The organism is Duganella dendranthematis (assembly GCF_012849375.1).
Classification (GTDB): Bacteria; Pseudomonadota; Gammaproteobacteria; order Burkholderiales; family Burkholderiaceae_D; genus Rugamonas; species Rugamonas dendranthematis.
The window spans coordinates 4796444-4812509 of record NZ_CP051684.1 but is presented as its reverse complement, the minus strand read 5'-3'; the positions used below and the strand labels follow the sequence as shown (position 1 = coordinate 4812509).

The following is a 16066-nucleotide window of genomic DNA, read 5'->3' as shown; positions in this document are numbered from 1 at the left end:
CATGCCAGTACCACGCATCACCAGCAGCTTGCTGCTGGCGGTGTCCGCTTGCGCCTGCGCGACGGACGTTCCGGACCCGCAGCAAGTCGTGATCACCGGCGCCCGCGCCGACCAGCGCCAGCGCGAGACCACCACCGCCATTGTCATCAACCACGCCGACATCGTGCGCCAAGGCGATCTGGCGTTATCCGATGTTCTCAAGCGTCTGCCCGGCGTCAGCATCAGCGGCGCCCCCGGCCAGGGCGGCGCGATCCAGATGCGCGGCCTGGGCAACGGTTACACGCAGATCCTGCTCAACGGCGAGCCTGTACCGAACGGCTTTTCACTGGACGCCATCTCGCCTGAGACCATCGAGCGCATCGAAATCCTGCGCAGTGCCACGGCGGAATTGAGCAACCAGGCGGTGGCCGGCGCCATCAACATCATCCTGAAAAAGGCGGCGACACGCGGCCAGCGCTCGATTACCGCCAGCGTCGCGCGCCAGCAAGGCGTCAATACGCCGGCGTTGAGCGCGCAGCTGTCGGATCAAAGCGAAGCTTATTCCTACAGCCTCGCCGCCACCTTGACGCGCAAGCGCAGCGAAAAGCCATTCACCGACTGGCAGGAGCAACGCGATCCCAATGGTGTCCTGACGCTGCTGCGCCGCACGCCGCAAACCGAATCCGGCCGCACCGACGCGCTGACGCTGACGCCACGCATCAACTGGAAGCTGGACGGCGGCGACACCCTCAGCTGGCAAAGCCTGGCCTATTTGCGCCGCATGGACAACCTGGCCCGCGCCGACGAAACGGTGCTGCTCGGCGAGCATAGCGAATATCCACGCAACACGGCCAACTTCGTCGCCAACTTCGTCATGCTGCGCAGCGATGTCAATTGGACGCATCAGCTATCCAATGGCGACAAGCTGGAGATGAAACTGGGCGCCAGCACCAACCGCCGCACCGGCACCTTCGACTTTCACGGCATGGATGCGGACAGCAAGCCGCTGGGCCGCCACCACGTGGACTCCGGCCCTGTGGAGAACAGCATCACCAGCACCGGCACCTATCGCCATCCGATCGGCGACAGCCACGCGCTGGCAGTCGGCTGGGATGCCAGTCATGCGCGCCGCAGCGAAGACCGCAACGAGACGCTGTTCGATGCCAATGGTCTGCTCACCAGCGCCAACAATGCGGACTACACCGCCAACGTCAATCGCCTGGCGCTGTTTGCGCAGGATGAGTGGCAGGTGACCAAAGGGTATTCGCTGTATCTCGGCCTGCGCCATGAGCGGCTGGACACGGCCAGCCGGGCGATTGCGGCCAACGCGCCGGATGCGCTGGATAGCAGCGCTGCGGTTTGGAGTCCTTCGCTGCAATCGCGCTATGAACTGGCCAACAAGGATGTGCTGCGGCTGGCGATCAGCCGCACCTACAAGGCGCCGGAACTGGTCAAGCTGGTACCGCGCCGCTACACCAAGGACAACAACAATAATCCGACCAATCCGGACGAGCAAGGCAATCCGTTGCTGCGGCCGGAGCTGACGTGGGGGATGGATGCGGCGTATGAACATTATCTCGGCGATGGTGCGCTGGTCAGCGCCAGCGTCTACGTGCGCCGCATTCGCGATGTAACGCAATCGCGCTTGTTCCAGCAGGATGGTGTGTGGGTGACGGCGCCGTTCAACGACGGTAACGCCAATGCGCACGGCATGGAGCTGGAGGCCAAGCTGCCGTTATCCAAAGCGCTTGACCTGCGGGCTAACCTGGCGCGCAACTGGTCGCGCGTGGACAATGTGCCGGGGCCATACAATCGGCTGGAGTCGCAGACGCCGGCCACGGCCAACCTGGGGATGGACTACCGCTGGTCGCAGCTGACGTTGGGCGGGAATCTGAACTATCAGGCCGGTGAGCGTGCGCGCGAGTCGGTGCAAACGCTGAGCAGCACCAGCGCCAAGCGGGAGCTGGATGTGTACGCGGTGTGGAAGTGGCGCGCGAAGACGCAGTTGCGGGTGGCGGCCAGCAATCTGCTACATCAGCAGGCCACGGAGATCTATAACTACACCGATGTCAGCGGCACCACGCGCAGCCTGCGTCTGACGCCAACGCAGCCAACGCTGCGCATCATGCTGGAGCAGCAGTTGTAATCAGTGCACGTTGCGGGCGATGTAATAGACTGCGCCGGTAAGCCCGGAGCACACGGCAGTCATCCACACCAGCAACCGCCAGGTCTGCGCCTCCAGCGCCTTGTAGAGTTCGGAGCGCACGGACTCGACCTCGGCCTTCGTGGCGTAATGGTTCATCCGTTCTTTTAGCCCAGCCACCTCGGTTTGAACGATGCCAACGGATACCTGTATCTCAGTTTGCCCATCGCGGAGGACAGCAAACTCCTTCCTCAAAGTATCCTGCCCATCCTGCAAAGCTTTCAGCGCCGCCAATATTGTTTCATTGTGCACCTGCATGACAGCCGTGCGTACTAGCAGAGTCTGCAGGGTGTCTTCCGTCGATGTGGTTTGGCTGTCCATTTATCCATGATTGTCCTCGTACAGCGGTGCGTCAAGCCAAACAGCGATGGAATATCGAATCGATCAAACTTCGTGTGCTATCGTTGTGGTCTATGACGCAAGAATTGTATAAACCATATCAACGTTGCATGGTGCTGGGTGGGGGCGGATTCCGTTTCGGGATTTATATCGGCATGTACGCCGCGCTGCAACAGGCCGGCAAAGCGCCCGATGTGCTGCTGGCCAGCTGCGGTGGCGCCATCGCCGCCGCCATCATCCACAACCTGCCCGATCCCGACGCCCAGCGCGCGTGGCTGTCTTCCGAGACCATGTACCAGTTCTGGTGCGGCCTGCGCTCCACCGAACACGCCGCGTTGCGTGGCACCTTGCTGCGCGCCGCAAAACGCAAGCTGTCCAGTGCCAGCGCGCCGCTCATCCCGGACCTGTTCAACGATTACCTGTTCGAGATTCCGCCGCAGCTGCCCTTCCCGCCCGCCGCCGGCGCGCCGCAAGTGGATGTAGCCATCATCGGCGGCAAGCTGCTGTTCGGTCCTGAAGATGTCGGCCTGCCACGCGGCCAGCGCAAGCTGTATGCGGAAACGATCTTCTGCAACCAGCGCGCCGCCGCTGCGATCAACGGCATGGATTCGCCACTGGCCGACGCCCGCTGGGGCGAGCACGCCATCGCCCGCGAACTGCTGACCGACGGCAGCGTGCCGGTCACCGAAGCCGCCCGCATCTCCATCGCCGATATGATCTACTTCCGCTGCGCGCAGTATCGCGGCGACGAATACATCGGCGGCGTGCTGGATCTGTTCCCGGTCGAAATCGCCCGCCGCCTGGGCCAGGAAGTAATCATGGAATTCAAGGAGGCGTTCGACCAGGTGTTCTCGATTCCGGCCTGGCGCGCGGTGTTGGGCGTGGATGGCAATGCGCGCCTGCGCTACGCCAACAGCCATCTAGCCGATATGCGCATCGATTCGTCGGACGTCTCGGTGGTGCTGGAAAAGCAGCAGCTACAGCAAAAGCTGGACTGGCGGCGCAACCGCATCGAGCTACAAATGCCGCCGTCTTACGAAATCTTCGTGCAGCACATGAACGATCAGTGGCAGTATGGCTACGACCGCGCGCGCGAAGCGCTGGCGCGGCCGGCGCTGCAACAGCCGCCGATCCGCCGCGCCAACCGTCACAGCAAACCGCTGCGCAGCATCGAACCTTAGAGCAGGTCCGAAGCCAGCGCCTGGTGCAGTGACGCCACCGCGGCCGAGCCTTCGCCCACCGCCGCCGCCACCCGCTTGACTGAGCCGCTGCGCACATCGCCCACCGCGAAGATGCGCGGCCGGCTGGTCTCCAGCAGATGGCGTGGCCGCTCAAGCGGCCAGCTGGCGGCCGGCACATCCGGTCCCGCGAGCACAAAGCCTTTATCGTCCAATACCACGCAATCGCCCAGCCACGCGGTGCTGGGGTCCGCGCCGAGGAACAGGAACAGATGGCGCGCCGGCGCCTCGCGCGGTTCGCTGCCTTCGCTTTGCCACAGGATGCTTTCCAGCCGCTCGGCGCCGCGCAGTTCGACGATCTGCTTGTGGACGTGCAGCGTGATCTTCGGCGACGCCTCGATCCGCTGAATCAGATAACGCGACATGCTGGCCGCCAGCCCGCCCGAGCGCACCACGATGTGCACATGCTTGGCGTGCGAGGCGAGGAACACCGCCGCCTGCCCGGCCGAATTGCCGCCGCCGACGATCACCACTTCCTCGTCGGTGCAGAAGTTAGCCTCCATGAACGAGGCGCTGTAATACACGCCGCGTCCTTCAAAGCGCTCCAGCTCCGGCAAGGCCGGCTTGCGATAGCGCGCACCGCTGGCGATGACGATCGAGCGTGCGCGCAGCTTCTCGCCGCTGTCGACCTGAATGCCGTATTCCGCAGTGGAGCAATCGACCCCGCTGACCTTCACCGGCACCGCCACCTCGGCGCCGAACTTGCGCGCCTGCGACAGCCCGCGACCAGCCAGCGCCTGGCCGGTCACGCCGGTCGGGAAGCCGAAGTAGTTTTCGATCTTGGAACTGGAACCGGCCTGGCCGCCGGGCGCTTTCGCATCCAGCACCGCCACCGTCAGGCCTTCGGACGCCGCATACACCGCCGCCGCCAGTCCCGCCGGGCCAGCGCCGACCACCACCACATCGAACAGGCGGCCATCGAGATCGTCCGGGCTGATGCCAAGGCCGTCGGCCAGTTGGCGCAGCGTGGGCCGGCGCAGCACCTGACCGTTGAGCAGCACCACCGCCGGGATGTCTTCCGGCTTCACCGCAAAGCGCGTCATCAGCTGGAGCGCCTCTTCGTCGGCGGCGTATTCGGAATCAAAATAGGCGGTCGGCTGACCGTTCCGGTTGAGGAACTGGCGTAGCAACAGCGTTTCCTGCGAATCGCGGGCGCCGAACAGCACCACGCCCCCGGTCTGGTCCTGCATGTAGGCCACGCGCCGCAGGATGAAGGCACGCATGATGGTTTCACTCAGCGCCGCTTCCGAAATGACCAGCGTGCGCAGCGAGTCTTCGCTGATGACGATCAGCTCGCCGTCCTCCACCACGCGCGCGGTGGCCACGGCCGCAAGGCCCGCCAACGCCCCCATCTCGCCGGTGAACATGCCGGGGCCATGGACGCCCAGCACGGTCGATCCCAGCACCGAGCCGCGTTCGATCTCGATCGCGCCGGAGACAATCACGTACATCGAGTTATGGCGCTCGCCCTGGCGGAACAGCACCGTGCCAGCAATAAAGCGCTGGCGCTCGCCGTAGCGCAGGATCACGTCGAACTGGTCTTCGCTCAGGGTGGGGAAAATCTGGTGGCGGCGGTTGCCGATGTCGGACGACGCCAGATGGGGAGCGATGTTCTTGCCAGTCCCGGATTGCTTTTCCATACCGTATCCTCGCGATGTGATACGGTCATGATAGCGCTAATTGCCCATGCCGGCAGCCTCCCTTCCGGCAGGCCGCCGAAGCCGCTACTTTTACCGGCAGAGCTGCTGCCACTGCGCCTCAAACTCGGCCGGCGAGACATCCTGCGCCAACAAGGTCAGGTCGCGCGCCACCGAAATATAGCGCTGGAAGCCGATGTAGCCGCCGAACGCATCCTTGGCGTTGACCTCGCCGCACGGCGCCCCGCCCTTGCCGACGAACTGGTTGCGAAACTGCGCCTTGTTCGGCTCCAGGATCTTTTCCTTGACATATTTTTCGCCCAGCTGGGTCAGCGTTGCTGCTTCCTCTTGCTGTTTCTGTGCCGCCGTCTTACCGCAAGCGGCCAGCGCAAGCATTAATGCCATCGTGATAGCCAATCTCATATATTTTCTCTATTATATTTTTGCCGCGACCCTGACTTAACGCGGCAACGCCCCGCATTGTTGACATGCGAAGCTTTTGTTACTATCCCAAGCTTTACTGCCCGATCAGGAGATCGCATGCCTTACCCTCAAACCGCCCGCTGGTACACCGCCCTGCTGATCTGCGCAATGTTGCTCAGTTCCTATGCCGGGGCAGCTGACAAACTGGCCCACGTGACCATTCTGGCCACCGGCGGCACCATTGCCGGCAGCGGCGCCACCAGCACCACCACGGTCGGCTACACCGCCGCCACCGTCGGCGTCGACAGCCTGATCGCCGCAGTGCCGGAACTGGCTAAGGTCGCCGACGTCAAGGGCGAACAAGTGTTCCAGATCGCCAGCGAAAACATGAGCAATGAACATTGGCTCAAACTGGCCAAGCGCGTCAACACCCTTTTGGCCGATCCGGCGGTTGACGGTATCGTCATTACGCACGGCACCGACACGCTGGAAGAAACCGCCTACTTCCTGGACCTGACCGTCAAGAGCCACAAGCCGGTGGTGCTGGTCGGCGCCATGCGTCCGGGCACCGCACTGTCGGCCGACGGCCCGATCAACCTGTACAACGCCGTGCTGCTGGCGGCCAGCAAAGAGGCCGTCGGCAAGGGCGTGCTGGTGGCAATGAACGACCAGATCCACGCCGCCCGCGATGTCACCAAGACCAACACCTCGACCCCGGACAGCTTCAAGACGCCGGAACTGGGCATGCTGGGCTACATCCAGGGCAACAAGCCATACTTCTATCACGTGTCGGCCCGCAAGCACACGGCCGATACCGAGTTCGACGTCAGCAAGCTGGACGCATTGCCGCAGGTCGACATCGTCTACGGCTATGCGAATGTTAGCCCAGTGGCGCTGAACGCGCTGGTGGCGGCTGGCGCCAAGGGCATCATCCACGCCGGCGTGGGCGACGGCAGCCTGGCCACGCCGGTCAAGGCCGGCCTGATCGCGGCCCGCAAGCAAGGCGTGCTGATCGTGCGTTCCAGCCGCGTTGGCCAGGGTATCGTGGCACGCAACGGCGAAGCCAATGACGATGAGCTGGACTTCGTCGCGTCCGACACGCTGAACCCGCAGAAAGCCCGCATCCTGCTGATGCTGGCGCTGACCAAGACCAGCGACAGCAAGCAGATTCAACGCATGTTCTACACCTACTAAGCTTTACGGATAGCTGGGCCGCGTCATGCGGAACAACTGCTCCGGTGTGATTTCGAAGTAATCGGCCGGGCCGCCGCCACGCAGGATGGTGCGCGAGCCGGCCGTATCATAAACGCCGTCGCGCAGCAGTTCGCGCGCGATATGCACCCCCACTACCTCCCCAAGTATCAGCCAGCTATTGGTCTCCGCGCCGGACGCGCCTTGCAGGCGGATGATCTGGCTGCACTTGCACTCGAACGACACCGGACTTTCCGCCACGCGCGGCACGCTGACGATAGTGGATGCCTGCGGCGTCAGGCCGGCCAGCTGGAACTCGTCCACCTCCGGCGGCGCGGCGGCGCAGCTGGCGTTCATGGCCTCGGCCAGTGGCCGGGTTGCCAGGTTCCATACAAACTCCCCGGTTTCCTCGATATTGCGCAGCGTGTCCTTGCGGCCCAGGCTGGCAAAGCCGATCAGCGGCGGTGTGTAATTGAAGGCGTTGAAGAAGCTGTACGGCGCCAGGTTGAGATTTCCGCTGGCGGCGCGGGTGGAAATCCAGCCGATCGGGCGTGGGCCGACGATGGCGTTGAAGGGATCATGCGGCAGGCCGTGGCCTTGCGCCGGTTCATAGAAGTATTGGTCGCTCATACTGTATTGTCGCATACGTTTCTTTACAACAATTTATACAAATCGGGGCTTGCGCTCCTACAGTGCGCGCCGTAGGCTAAGTGTATTACTTAGTAAAAAGCGCGTATATGGATCTCGACGTACAATTTCGCCCCATGAAGGCGCCCCCGACTGACAAGGTCTTGCTGGCCTTCCGCAAAGACGCCGGCTTCAAGGGTGGAACACCGCCCCCAAAGGCAGCGGACCCGCGCGGCACCATCCAATGGGTGGCGGTCGAACTGAAGAACAAGCAGATCGGTATCGCCCGGCTGGAAATGGCGCCGCCGATGTTCTGCTTTGTGTCGGAACTCATGATCATGAGCCAGTATCGCGGCCGAGGTGTTGGTCACTGGCTGGTCAAGCGGATCGAGCAATACTGCCTGGGCACCGGTATCCAGCGACTGGTGCTGGAGGCTGCGGAAGGCACCGACGATTTCTACAAGTCCCAGGCTTTCGTGCCCGATCCCCTGCTGCCGCGCTTGTGGCGCAAGGAAATCAGTCCCCTGCAGCGCAAAATGTTCACGCCCATGTTTGGCTAAGGTTGTGTCGCCAGCGGTTGTTAACAAATTCTGTGGATAAGCCTGTTAACAAGCCACAGGTGGCACAAACAAGTGCTTGTTTTAAAAGAACAAATGTTTACTGCGTAATTTTTTCGCAGTAAAAGTTATCCACCGCGCGGTCAATCGAGCAATTCGTACAGCGCCATGCCTGCCAGCATGGCGGCGACGAAGATCAGCGCCTTCGGCAAACCCATGCCGAGACCGACCAAAGCCGGGCCGGGACAAAATCCGGCAATGCCCCAACCTATTCCAAACATCACCGCGCCGATAATCAGCCGCCTATCAATCTTAGTGGCGGAAGGTAATTTCATGTCCCCACCCAACAGCGTGGTTTTGCGCGACTTCGCCCATAGAAAAGCGAAGAAACCAACGCCGATTGCGCCGGCCATCACGAATATCAAGGATGGATTCCATAATCCCGCCACGTCCAGAAACGCCAATACCTTGGCAGGGTCCGCCATGCCGGAAATAATCAGGCCGATGCCGAATATCAGGCCAGCCAGGAAAGAAATAATAATCATAGATGGCGCACCAAAAACACAGTGACAAAGCCCATCGCCATAAACGTCAAGGTAGCGACAATTGATCGTGGCGATAATCTGGATATGCCACATACGCCATGGCCGCTGGTACAGCCTGAACCAATTCGTGTGCCAAAGCCGACAATCAAACCGGCAATGATCAGCGTAACGGGATTTGCTTCAATGTGAATATCTGGCAGTCGCCAGAATAAGCTGTAAATCACCGGCGCGCCAATCAGGCCGCCAGTAAACGCCAGGCGCCAACCGATATCGCCGCTACGTGGTTTGATCAGCCCGCCGAGTATGCCGCTAATGCCGGCGATACGGCCATTGAATAAAACAAATACAGCGGCAGCCAGGCCGATCAGCAACCCGCCGGCCAGCGCAGCGCCGGGGGTGAAGGCCATGGTATCGATGTTCATCAGGTACTCCTCTGGGGTAAGTCCACCGGAGTATGCCAGAAATGGGCTTCTTCACGCTAATTTTTAGCATGGAGACAAGGCAACAAGGCACGCGGCAGGTCGCCCTGCCACGCCGGTTTTAATCAACCATTTGCCAATCGAAGATGAGGACGAGTGTGCGATCTAATATGGGAATCAGATTGCGCGGATAAATGAGAAACCGAAGCGGTCGATGCATCCAATTTAAACTGGCCGACGATTTCGCTTAAATGAATGGCTTGTTCTTTTAATTCTTCTGCTGCGGCAGTGGCTTCTTCGACCAATGCCGTATTCTGCTGCGTCATACCGTCCATTTGTCCTAGCGCCTGGCTGACTTCTTGAATACCAATACTCTGTTCCTGGCTGGCATGACTAATCTCGGACATAATTTCAGTAACGCGACGGACACTATCGACCACTTCGTGCATGGTAATGCCAGCGTTTTGTACCAGCTCCGAACCGCTGCCGACTTTAACCACCGAATCATCGATTAATACCTTAATTTCCTTGGCCGCCTGTGCTGCGCGCTGCGCCAACACCCTGACTTCACTAGCCACCACGGCAAAACCACGGCCTTGCTCCCCGGCACGCGCCGCTTCCACCGCCGCATTCAATGCCAGAATATTCGTCTGGAAGGCAATACCATCAATCACAGAAATAATATCGACGATCTTTTTAGACGAATCATTAATCGACTCCATGGTATCGGTCACCTGGCGCATTACCGCACCGCCCTGCTCCGATACATCCGACGCCGATTGTGACAACTGATTGGCCTGCTGCGCATTGCTGGCGTTTTGCTTGACGGTTGAAGTCAACTCTTCCATGGCGGTCGCCACCCGTTCTAGCGATTGCGCCTGTTGCTCGCTGCGCTGCGACAGGTCCACATTGCCGGTGGCAATTTCGTTCGACGCATGGGTAATCGCCTCGGTGCCATGCCGTACTTCGCTGACGATGCCAGCCAGGCTGTCGCGCATGCCTTTGATGGCGAACAGCAAACTATCCTTGTCTTCCGGCGCCAGATGGACGCTCACGGCCAGATCGCCCTTGGCAATGCGAGTGGCGATCTCGGCGGCATATACCGGTTCGCCGCCCAGTTGCTTCAGCAACAGACGCTTGATCAAGCCGGCGATCACCACGCTCAGGACAAACGCAACGGCCGCCAGTCCCGTTACCAGACGCTGGGCGCCGGTGGCGTAGTCTTCCACCGTACCGGCGGCGGCGGCAGACTCTTTCTGGGCGGAGGTCACCAGCACCGCAATGTCCTGCACGATGCGGCGGCGCAGCGGGCTGCATTCATTCACCAGAAAACGGCCGTACTCCTCCATTTTTCCCGCCTCACGGTACTTGCGCGGACGTTTTAGCTCCTCCGCCATCGCCAGCAGCCCTTCCTTGACCTTGGCAAATTGCGGATCGCTGGCATAAGCCGGCGTCAGTTTCTCAACGGCAGCCAGATAAATGGCCTTTTGCTCATCAACGATGGCCAGTTCCTTCGTGGCTTCCGCATCATCGGTAAAAATGTAGGCGTTGCGTGCCGCCAGCCCGGTCTGATCCAGCGCCTCACGGGCTGCATAGAGCGGCTCTAGCCGATCTGCCGTGACGAGGTTGTCCTCGTGGAAGGCCTTGGCCAACGACGACACGCGCAACACCGAAAACACGGCCAGCACTAGCATCAGCGCCGTCAACATGCCAAAACCCAGCGATAGCTGTGTACCGATTTTTAATTTTTTGAACGAATCCATGTGACGCTCCTGAACGTGGCAAAGTCGGGGTAAATAACCAAACTCGCGGGTTCACGGCGATGGACAACGGCGATAGGCAGAAGCGGCGGCTAGGGCGAGGCCGCGCATCGGATAGATATGTATGCCGGGCACTATGCCTGAAAAGATTCCTTATATCAACAAAAATGAATCTATCGGCACGATAGCTGTCGCTAAAAAACGCATACGGTGGAGTGGCAGAATTAACCTCCTATAGAATGATGGAATGTCAAAAACCCCTAAATTTCCCGGTCCACTGACCGCGCGTGGCGCCGTGCTGGCGGTGCTGCTGTCAAATGCCGACCAGACCGGCACCGCGCCGCTGCAAGGACGCACCTCGCTCGCCGCGATCATCAAAACATTGAAACGCAAATACCACTGGCCGATCGAGTCCAGTAGCTTTCCCTCCAATGCCAGCGACGGCAGCGCCACGTGGGCGACCGTGTATCGCCTGCCGCCGGCAGCGGTGAGCAAGGCATTGAACAATGGCGGTAGTGAATGGCTGGAACGCAGGACGGCTGCCAGGGCGTGATGGCGCGGTATTTTTTATGGCCTGCCCAGCAGGAATCGAACCTGCGACCCTCAGCTTAGAAGGCTGATGCTCTATCCAACTGAGCTATGGGCAGAGAATGCTGCAGGAATCTGCGGCGGAAATGAAAAACGGGCTGTCTTTCGACAACCCGTTTCAAAGTTCTTGGTCGGAGTACAAGGATTCGAACCTTGGACCCCCTGGTCCCAAACCAGGTGCGCTACCGGGCTGCGCTACACTCCGAAGACCAGTATTCTAGTCGCTGTCCGCGAATCCGTCAATCAAAGCGGTCGATTTAATTTTCAACCTTGTCGGCGATGCGGCGCGCCATCGACTGGGCGGCGTCGGCATCGCGTGCCTCTACCATCACGCGGATCAGCGGTTCGGTGCCGGAGGCGCGAATCAGCACGCGGCCACTGTTGCCCAGCTCAGCTTCGACCTTTTCTTTTTCGGCCACCATGGCGGCGTTCCTGGTCCAGTCGAAGCCGGCAGGCACGCGGACGTTGATCAGCGTCTGCGGGAAGATCACCAGCTCGGCGCAGCATTCTTCCAGCGATTTGCCGGCGCGCTTCAGTGCCGACAGCACTTGCAGCGCGGAGATGATGCCGTCGCCGGTGGTGTGCTTGTCCAGCGCCAGCAGGTGGCCCGACCCTTCGCCGCCCAGTATCCAGCCCTTGTCCTGCATCACTTCCAGCACGTAGCGGTCGCCGACCTTGGCGCGGGCAAAGCCAATGCCCTTCTCTTTTAAGGCGACCTCGACGGCCATATTGGTCATCAGCGTGCCAACCGCGCCGGCGACCGGGCCGGTGGCCAGGCGATCCATGACCATCAGGTACAGCAGCTCGTCGCCGTTGTACAGGCGGCCATTGGCGTCGCACATGATCAGGCGGTCGGCGTCGCCGTCCAGCGCGATGCCGAGGTCGGCGCCGTGTGCCTGAACTGCGGCGGCCATCGCGGCCGGGGCGGTGGCGCCGTGGTCGAGGTTGATGTTAAAGCCGTCCGGCTTATTGCCGATGGCGATCACTTCCGCACCGAGTTCGTGGAACACGTGGGGGGCGATGTTGTAGGCGGCGCCGTGGGCGCAGTCGACCACGACTTTCAGGCCGCGCAGGTCCAGCTCGTTCGGGAAGGTGCTCTTGCAGAATTCGATGTAGCGGCCTTGCGCGTCGTCCAGGCGCTTGGCGCGGCCCAGTTTTTCCGACGGCACGCACAGCATTGGCTGGTCCAGCTCGGCTTCGATGTCGAGCTCCACCGCATCCGGCAGCTTGGCGCCCTGGGCCGAGAAGAATTTGATGCCGTTGTCCTGGAACGGGTTGTGCGAGGCCGAGATCACCACGCCGGCCGACAGGCGCAGCGCGCGCGTCAGGTAGGCGATCGCCGGAGTCGGCATCGGGCCGGCCAGCATGACGTCGACGCCGGCGGCCGAAAAGCCGGCTTCCAGCGCGGCTTCCAGCATGTAGCCGGAGATGCGCGTGTCTTTGCCGATCAGCACGGTTGGACGGCTGGCGCCGCTTCGCTTGCTGGCCAGGACCTTGCCGGCCGCATAGCCGAGGCGCATGACGAAGTCAGGGGTGATGGGTGCTTCGCCGACCAGGCCGCGAATGCCGTCGGTACCAAAATATTTACGTGACATATGTGTGCTCTTTTAAGTTGTTATTTTAGTGTGCTGCGTGCCAGACCTTGAGGGCGTCGACCGTTTCCGCGACGTCGTGCACGCGGACGATCAGCGCACCCTGCGCCACCGCCGCCAAGGCGCCGCCGACGCTGCCGGCCATGCGCTGCTCGACCGGCCTGCCGGTCACCGCGCCCACCATCGACTTGCGCGACAGCCCCGCCAGCAGCGGCAGGTTGAGCTCGTCAATCAGGCGCGCGGTGGCCTTCAGCAAGGCGTAATTATGCTCCACTGTCTTGCCAAAGCCAAAGCCGGGATCGATGCACAGTCGACGTGGATCAATACCGGCCGCCAGCAGCGCTTCGGCGCGTTCGTGCAGGAAGGCGATCACCTCGGCCACCACGTCGGTATAGGCCGGCGCCAGCTGCATGTGTTGCGGGTCGCTTTGCATGTGCATGATGCACAGCGCGCAGTCGCTGTCGCGTACGGCCTCCAGCGCGCCGGGGGCGCGGAAGCCGTTGATGTCGTTGATCATGTCCACGCCGGCGATGATGGCTTCGCGCATCACCTGTGGCTTGTAGGTGTCGACCGAGATCGCCGGGCCGAGGTCGCGCAGCGCGTACAGCACCGGCATCACGCGTTGCAGCTCGTCTTCCAGCGAGACCGGCGGCGAGCCGGGCCGGGTGGATTCGCCGCCGACGTCGATGATGTCGACACCGGCCTCGATCATCTGCTCGGCGTGCGACAGCGCAAATTCCAGCGACTGGTAGTTGCCACCGTCGGAGAATGAATCGGGCGTCACATTGAGGATACCCATCACGCGGGCGCGCACGCCCTGCCCCCGCCACGGGTAATTAAAACGGCCAAACTGTAAGGTAGATTGCATGTGACACTGGAATAAAAAAGGGCGAGGATCGCTCCTCACCCCTTGGTGGTTGATGCAGCCCGGCGTGCTTAGGCCGGTGCGGTCACGCTTGGCGATACACCGCTGCCGCCATCGCTAGGTGGCTGTTTGCGGATCGTCACGCCGGCTTTCGGCGGACGCGGCTCCAGGCCGGCCATAATGTCGTTGATCTGGTCTGCATCGATGGTTTCCCACTCCAGCAGCGCCTTGGTCATGACTTCGACTTTGTCGCGGTTGTCCGACAGCAGCTTGCGGGCCAGCGCATATTGCTGATCCAGGATGTGGCGAATTTCCGCATCCACTTTCTGCTGCGTGGCTTCCGAAATGGTCTTGTTGCTGCCCCCCATGAAGCCGTCGTTCTGGGTATCTTCATACACCATCACGCCCAGCGCATCCGACATACCGAACTTGGTGACCATCGAGCGGGCCAGCTTGGTGGCGCGCGAGAAGTCGTTCGAGGCGCCGGTCGACATCTGGCCGACAAAGATCTCTTCCGCGATACGACCGCCGAACAGGATCGAAATCTCTTCCAGCATCTTGTCCTTGTAGCCCGAAATATTATCGTGCTCAGGCAGCTGCCAGGTCAGGCCCAGGGCCCAGCCGCGCGGCATGATGGTCACTTTGTGGACCGGGTCAGCCTTCGGCAGCAGCTTGGCGACCACCGCGTGACCGGACTCGTGGTAGGCGGTGTTGCGACGCTCATCTTCGCGGATGACCATCGATTTACGCTCAGGCCCCATGTAGATCTTGTCCTTGGCATCTTCGAAGTCGGCCATATCGACCAGACGCTTCGAGCGACGCGCGGCAAACAGCGCAGCCTCGTTGACCAGGTTGGCCAGATCGGCGCCCGAGAAGCCAGGGGTGCCGCGGGCCAGAATGTCGGCCTTAACGTCGGTGCCGATCGGCACTTTGCGCATGTGCACGTTCAGGATCTGTTCGCGGCCGCGGATATCCGGCAGGCCAACGCTGACCTGACGGTCGAAACGGCCCGGACGCAGCAGCGCTTTATCCAGCACGTCGGCGCGGTTAGTGGCAGCAATCACGATCACGCCGGACTGCGCTTCGAAGCCGTCCATTTCCACCAGCAGCTGATTCAGCGTCTGTTCGCGTTCGTCGTTACCGCCGCCCATGCCGGCGCCACGGTGACGGCCGACAGCGTCGATCTCATCGATGAAAATGATGCACGGCGAATGCTTCTTGGCGTTCTCGAACATGTCACGTACGCGGGAGGCGCCGACACCGACGAACATTTCAACGAAGTCCGAACCGGAAATCGAGAAGAACGGTACTTTGGCCTCGCCGGCAATGGCACGCGCCAGCAGGGTTTTACCGGTACCTGGAGGACCCACCATCAGCACGCCGCGCGGGATGCGGCCGCCCAGTTTCTGGAACTTGCTCGGGTCCTTGAGGAACTCGACGATCTCGCCGACCTCTTCCTTGGCTTCATCGCAGCCTGCCACGTCGGACAGGGTGACGGTGTTATTGGTCTCATCCATCATGCGTGCCTTCGACTTGCCGAAGGAGAACGCGCCGCCCTTGCCGCCGCCCTGCATCTGGCGCATGAAGAAGATCCAGACGCCGATCAGCAGCAGCATCGGGAACCACGACACGAACACCTGCGACAGGAACGATGGCTCCTCAGGCGGTTTGATGTCGAAGTGGATGCCGTTGTCGCGCAGGTCGCCGATCAGGCCGCGATCGTACAGCGTGGCGGTGGTGCGGACTTTGGTGTCGTCGCTGCGGGTGGCGGTGATGGTGCCGCCTTCAATCACGACATCCTTGATGCGTTTGGCTTTCACGTCATCCAGCAAGTCGGAATAAGCGATTGGTTTCGCTCCGCCGGTTACGCCATGGCTATCAAACTGCTTGTACAGCATAAGCAGGAGCAGTACCACGACTACCCAGATGGCTGATTTGGAAAACATGTTATTCACGAAAACTCCTTGGATGCGAGACGCATCGATAAACCTGGCTGAACTCTGATTTTACTCGCAATAGGCAGGCGTTGCCAGAAACCTGCCGTGCGCCGGTCAAAAACCGGCTGAAAAGCACATTATTTCGCCAAAATCTTACCGCAATCAA

Annotated in this window: 15 protein-coding genes and 2 tRNA genes; 5 read left to right on the top strand and 12 right to left on the bottom strand. The window is 61.2% G+C overall.

Annotation, left to right across the window (positions count from 1 at the left end):
* The first annotated feature begins 1 nt into the window (after position 1).
* Positions 2–2125 carry a TonB-dependent receptor plug domain-containing protein gene (locus HH213_RS22160; protein ID WP_169113664.1) on the top strand — a complete coding sequence of 708 codons (2124 nt, stop codon included), beginning with the start codon at positions 2–4 and terminating at the stop codon, positions 2123–2125.
* Here HH213_RS22160 and HH213_RS22155 read toward each other — a convergent pair whose 3' ends face one another.
* A complete protein-coding gene (locus HH213_RS22155; RefSeq protein WP_110848374.1) occupies positions 2126–2503 on the bottom strand; it encodes a hypothetical protein in 378 nt (125 codons plus the stop codon). It lies immediately after the preceding gene.
* A 128-nt stretch (positions 2504–2631) separates the two neighbouring features.
* Here HH213_RS22155 and HH213_RS22150 point away from each other — a divergent pair, with 128 nt between their 5' ends.
* Entirely contained in the window at positions 2632–3702 is a 1071-nt protein-coding gene (locus tag HH213_RS22150; protein WP_169113663.1) for a patatin-like phospholipase family protein, read from the top strand.
* On the opposite strand, the gene HH213_RS22145 is transcribed toward HH213_RS22150, so the two are convergent.
* Together HH213_RS22145 and HH213_RS22140 are read right to left on the bottom strand one after the other, a co-directional pair.
* Positions 3699–5399, bottom strand: a complete 1701-nt coding sequence (locus HH213_RS22145; protein ID WP_169113662.1) for an FAD-dependent oxidoreductase — start codon at positions 5397–5399, stop codon at positions 3699–3701. The genes HH213_RS22150 and HH213_RS22145 overlap by 4 nt on opposite strands.
* Before the next feature lie 90 nt (positions 5400–5489).
* Entirely contained in the window at positions 5490–5801 is a 312-nt protein-coding gene (locus HH213_RS22140; RefSeq protein ID WP_229263105.1) for a hypothetical protein, read from the bottom strand.
* Between the two features lie 186 nt (positions 5802–5987).
* Between HH213_RS22140 and HH213_RS22135 the strand changes: the two genes are divergently transcribed.
* Positions 5988–7013 (top strand): type II asparaginase, encoded by a 1026-nt coding sequence (locus tag HH213_RS22135; protein ID WP_371867965.1) that lies wholly within the window; start codon positions 5988–5990, stop codon positions 7011–7013.
* A 3-nt stretch (positions 7014–7016) separates the two neighbouring features.
* On the opposite strand, the gene HH213_RS22130 is transcribed toward HH213_RS22135, so the two are convergent.
* Positions 7017–7640 carry a flavin reductase family protein gene (locus HH213_RS22130; RefSeq protein ID WP_169115324.1) on the bottom strand — a complete coding sequence of 208 codons (624 nt, stop codon included), beginning with the start codon at positions 7638–7640 and terminating at the stop codon, positions 7017–7019.
* A gap of 107 nt (positions 7641–7747) precedes the next feature.
* Here HH213_RS22130 and HH213_RS22125 point away from each other — a divergent pair, with 107 nt between their 5' ends.
* Positions 7748–8197, top strand: a complete 450-nt coding sequence (locus HH213_RS22125; RefSeq protein ID WP_110848380.1) for a GNAT family N-acetyltransferase — start codon at positions 7748–7750, stop codon at positions 8195–8197.
* A 140-nt stretch (positions 8198–8337) separates the two neighbouring features.
* On the opposite strand, the gene HH213_RS22120 is transcribed toward HH213_RS22125, so the two are convergent.
* From HH213_RS22120 to HH213_RS22110, 3 genes are all read right to left on the bottom strand, one after another.
* Complete coding sequence (locus tag HH213_RS22120; protein WP_169113660.1) at positions 8338–8739, bottom strand: DUF6691 family protein; 402 nt, start codon at positions 8737–8739, stop codon at positions 8338–8340.
* Entirely contained in the window at positions 8736–9161 is a 426-nt protein-coding gene (locus tag HH213_RS22115; RefSeq protein WP_169113659.1) for a YeeE/YedE family protein, read from the bottom strand. Before HH213_RS22115 ends, HH213_RS22120 begins: the two co-directional genes overlap by 4 nt.
* Positions 9162–9283: 122 nt before the next feature.
* Positions 9284–10921 (bottom strand): methyl-accepting chemotaxis protein, encoded by a 1638-nt coding sequence (locus HH213_RS22110; RefSeq protein WP_169113658.1) that lies wholly within the window; start codon positions 10919–10921, stop codon positions 9284–9286.
* Positions 10922–11165: 244 nt separating this feature from the next.
* On the opposite strand from HH213_RS22110, the gene HH213_RS22105 reads away from it, so the two are divergent.
* Positions 11166–11471 carry a hypothetical protein gene (locus tag HH213_RS22105; protein WP_169113657.1) on the top strand — a complete coding sequence of 102 codons (306 nt, stop codon included), beginning with the start codon at positions 11166–11168 and terminating at the stop codon, positions 11469–11471.
* A gap of 17 nt (positions 11472–11488) precedes the next feature.
* On the opposite strand, the gene HH213_RS22100 is transcribed toward HH213_RS22105, so the two are convergent.
* The 5 genes from HH213_RS22100 to ftsH all read right to left on the bottom strand — a co-directional run bounded on the left by HH213_RS22100 (position 11489) and on the right by ftsH (position 15918).
* Positions 11489–11565, bottom strand: a tRNA-Arg gene (locus tag HH213_RS22100).
* A gap of 69 nt (positions 11566–11634) precedes the next feature.
* A tRNA-Pro gene (locus HH213_RS22095) sits at positions 11635–11711 on the bottom strand.
* A 52-nt stretch (positions 11712–11763) separates the two neighbouring features.
* A complete protein-coding gene (gene glmM, locus HH213_RS22090) occupies positions 11764–13101 on the bottom strand; it encodes a phosphoglucosamine mutase (protein ID WP_110848385.1) in 1338 nt (445 codons plus the stop codon).
* A 25-nt stretch (positions 13102–13126) separates the two neighbouring features.
* Positions 13127–13966, bottom strand: a complete 840-nt coding sequence (gene folP, locus HH213_RS22085) for a dihydropteroate synthase (RefSeq protein WP_169113656.1) — start codon at positions 13964–13966, stop codon at positions 13127–13129.
* A gap of 68 nt (positions 13967–14034) precedes the next feature.
* The gene (gene ftsH, locus HH213_RS22080; protein ID WP_169113655.1) at positions 14035–15918 is read right to left on the bottom strand and encodes an ATP-dependent zinc metalloprotease FtsH; all 1884 of its coding nucleotides are present in this window, start codon (positions 15916–15918) and stop codon (positions 14035–14037) included.
* Positions 15919–16066: the final 148 nt, after the last annotated feature.

Excerpts from the sequence above, each read along its gene's own strand:
- HH213_RS22125 (WP_110848380.1), top strand. The coding sequence starts at position 7,748 with ATGGATCTCGACGTACAATTTCGCCCCATGAAGGCGCCCCCGACTGAC.
- HH213_RS22130 (WP_169115324.1), bottom strand. The coding sequence starts at position 7,640 with ATGAGCGACCAATACTTCTATGAACCGGCGCAAGGCCACGGCCTGCCG.
- HH213_RS22145 (WP_169113662.1), bottom strand. The coding sequence starts at position 5,399 with ATGGAAAAGCAATCCGGGACTGGCAAGAACATCGCTCCCCATCTGGCG.
- HH213_RS22135 (WP_371867965.1), top strand. The coding sequence starts at position 5,988 with ATGTTGCTCAGTTCCTATGCCGGGGCAGCTGACAAACTGGCCCACGTG.
- folP (WP_169113656.1), bottom strand. The coding sequence starts at position 13,966 with ATGCAATCTACCTTACAGTTTGGCCGTTTTAATTACCCGTGGCGGGGG.
- glmM (WP_110848385.1), bottom strand. The coding sequence starts at position 13,101 with ATGTCACGTAAATATTTTGGTACCGACGGCATTCGCGGCCTGGTCGGC.
- HH213_RS22110 (WP_169113658.1), bottom strand. The coding sequence starts at position 10,921 with ATGGATTCGTTCAAAAAATTAAAAATCGGTACACAGCTATCGCTGGGT.
- HH213_RS22105 (WP_169113657.1), top strand. The coding sequence starts at position 11,166 with ATGTCAAAAACCCCTAAATTTCCCGGTCCACTGACCGCGCGTGGCGCC.
- HH213_RS22140 (WP_229263105.1), bottom strand. The coding sequence starts at position 5,801 with ATGGCATTAATGCTTGCGCTGGCCGCTTGCGGTAAGACGGCGGCACAG.
- HH213_RS22160 (WP_169113664.1), top strand. The coding sequence starts at position 2 with ATGCCAGTACCACGCATCACCAGCAGCTTGCTGCTGGCGGTGTCCGCT.
- HH213_RS22155 (WP_110848374.1), bottom strand. The coding sequence starts at position 2,503 with ATGGACAGCCAAACCACATCGACGGAAGACACCCTGCAGACTCTGCTA.
- HH213_RS22115 (WP_169113659.1), bottom strand. The coding sequence starts at position 9,161 with ATGAACATCGATACCATGGCCTTCACCCCCGGCGCTGCGCTGGCCGGC.
- HH213_RS22150 (WP_169113663.1), top strand. The coding sequence starts at position 2,632 with ATGGTGCTGGGTGGGGGCGGATTCCGTTTCGGGATTTATATCGGCATG.
- HH213_RS22120 (WP_169113660.1), bottom strand. The coding sequence starts at position 8,739 with ATGATTATTATTTCTTTCCTGGCTGGCCTGATATTCGGCATCGGCCTG.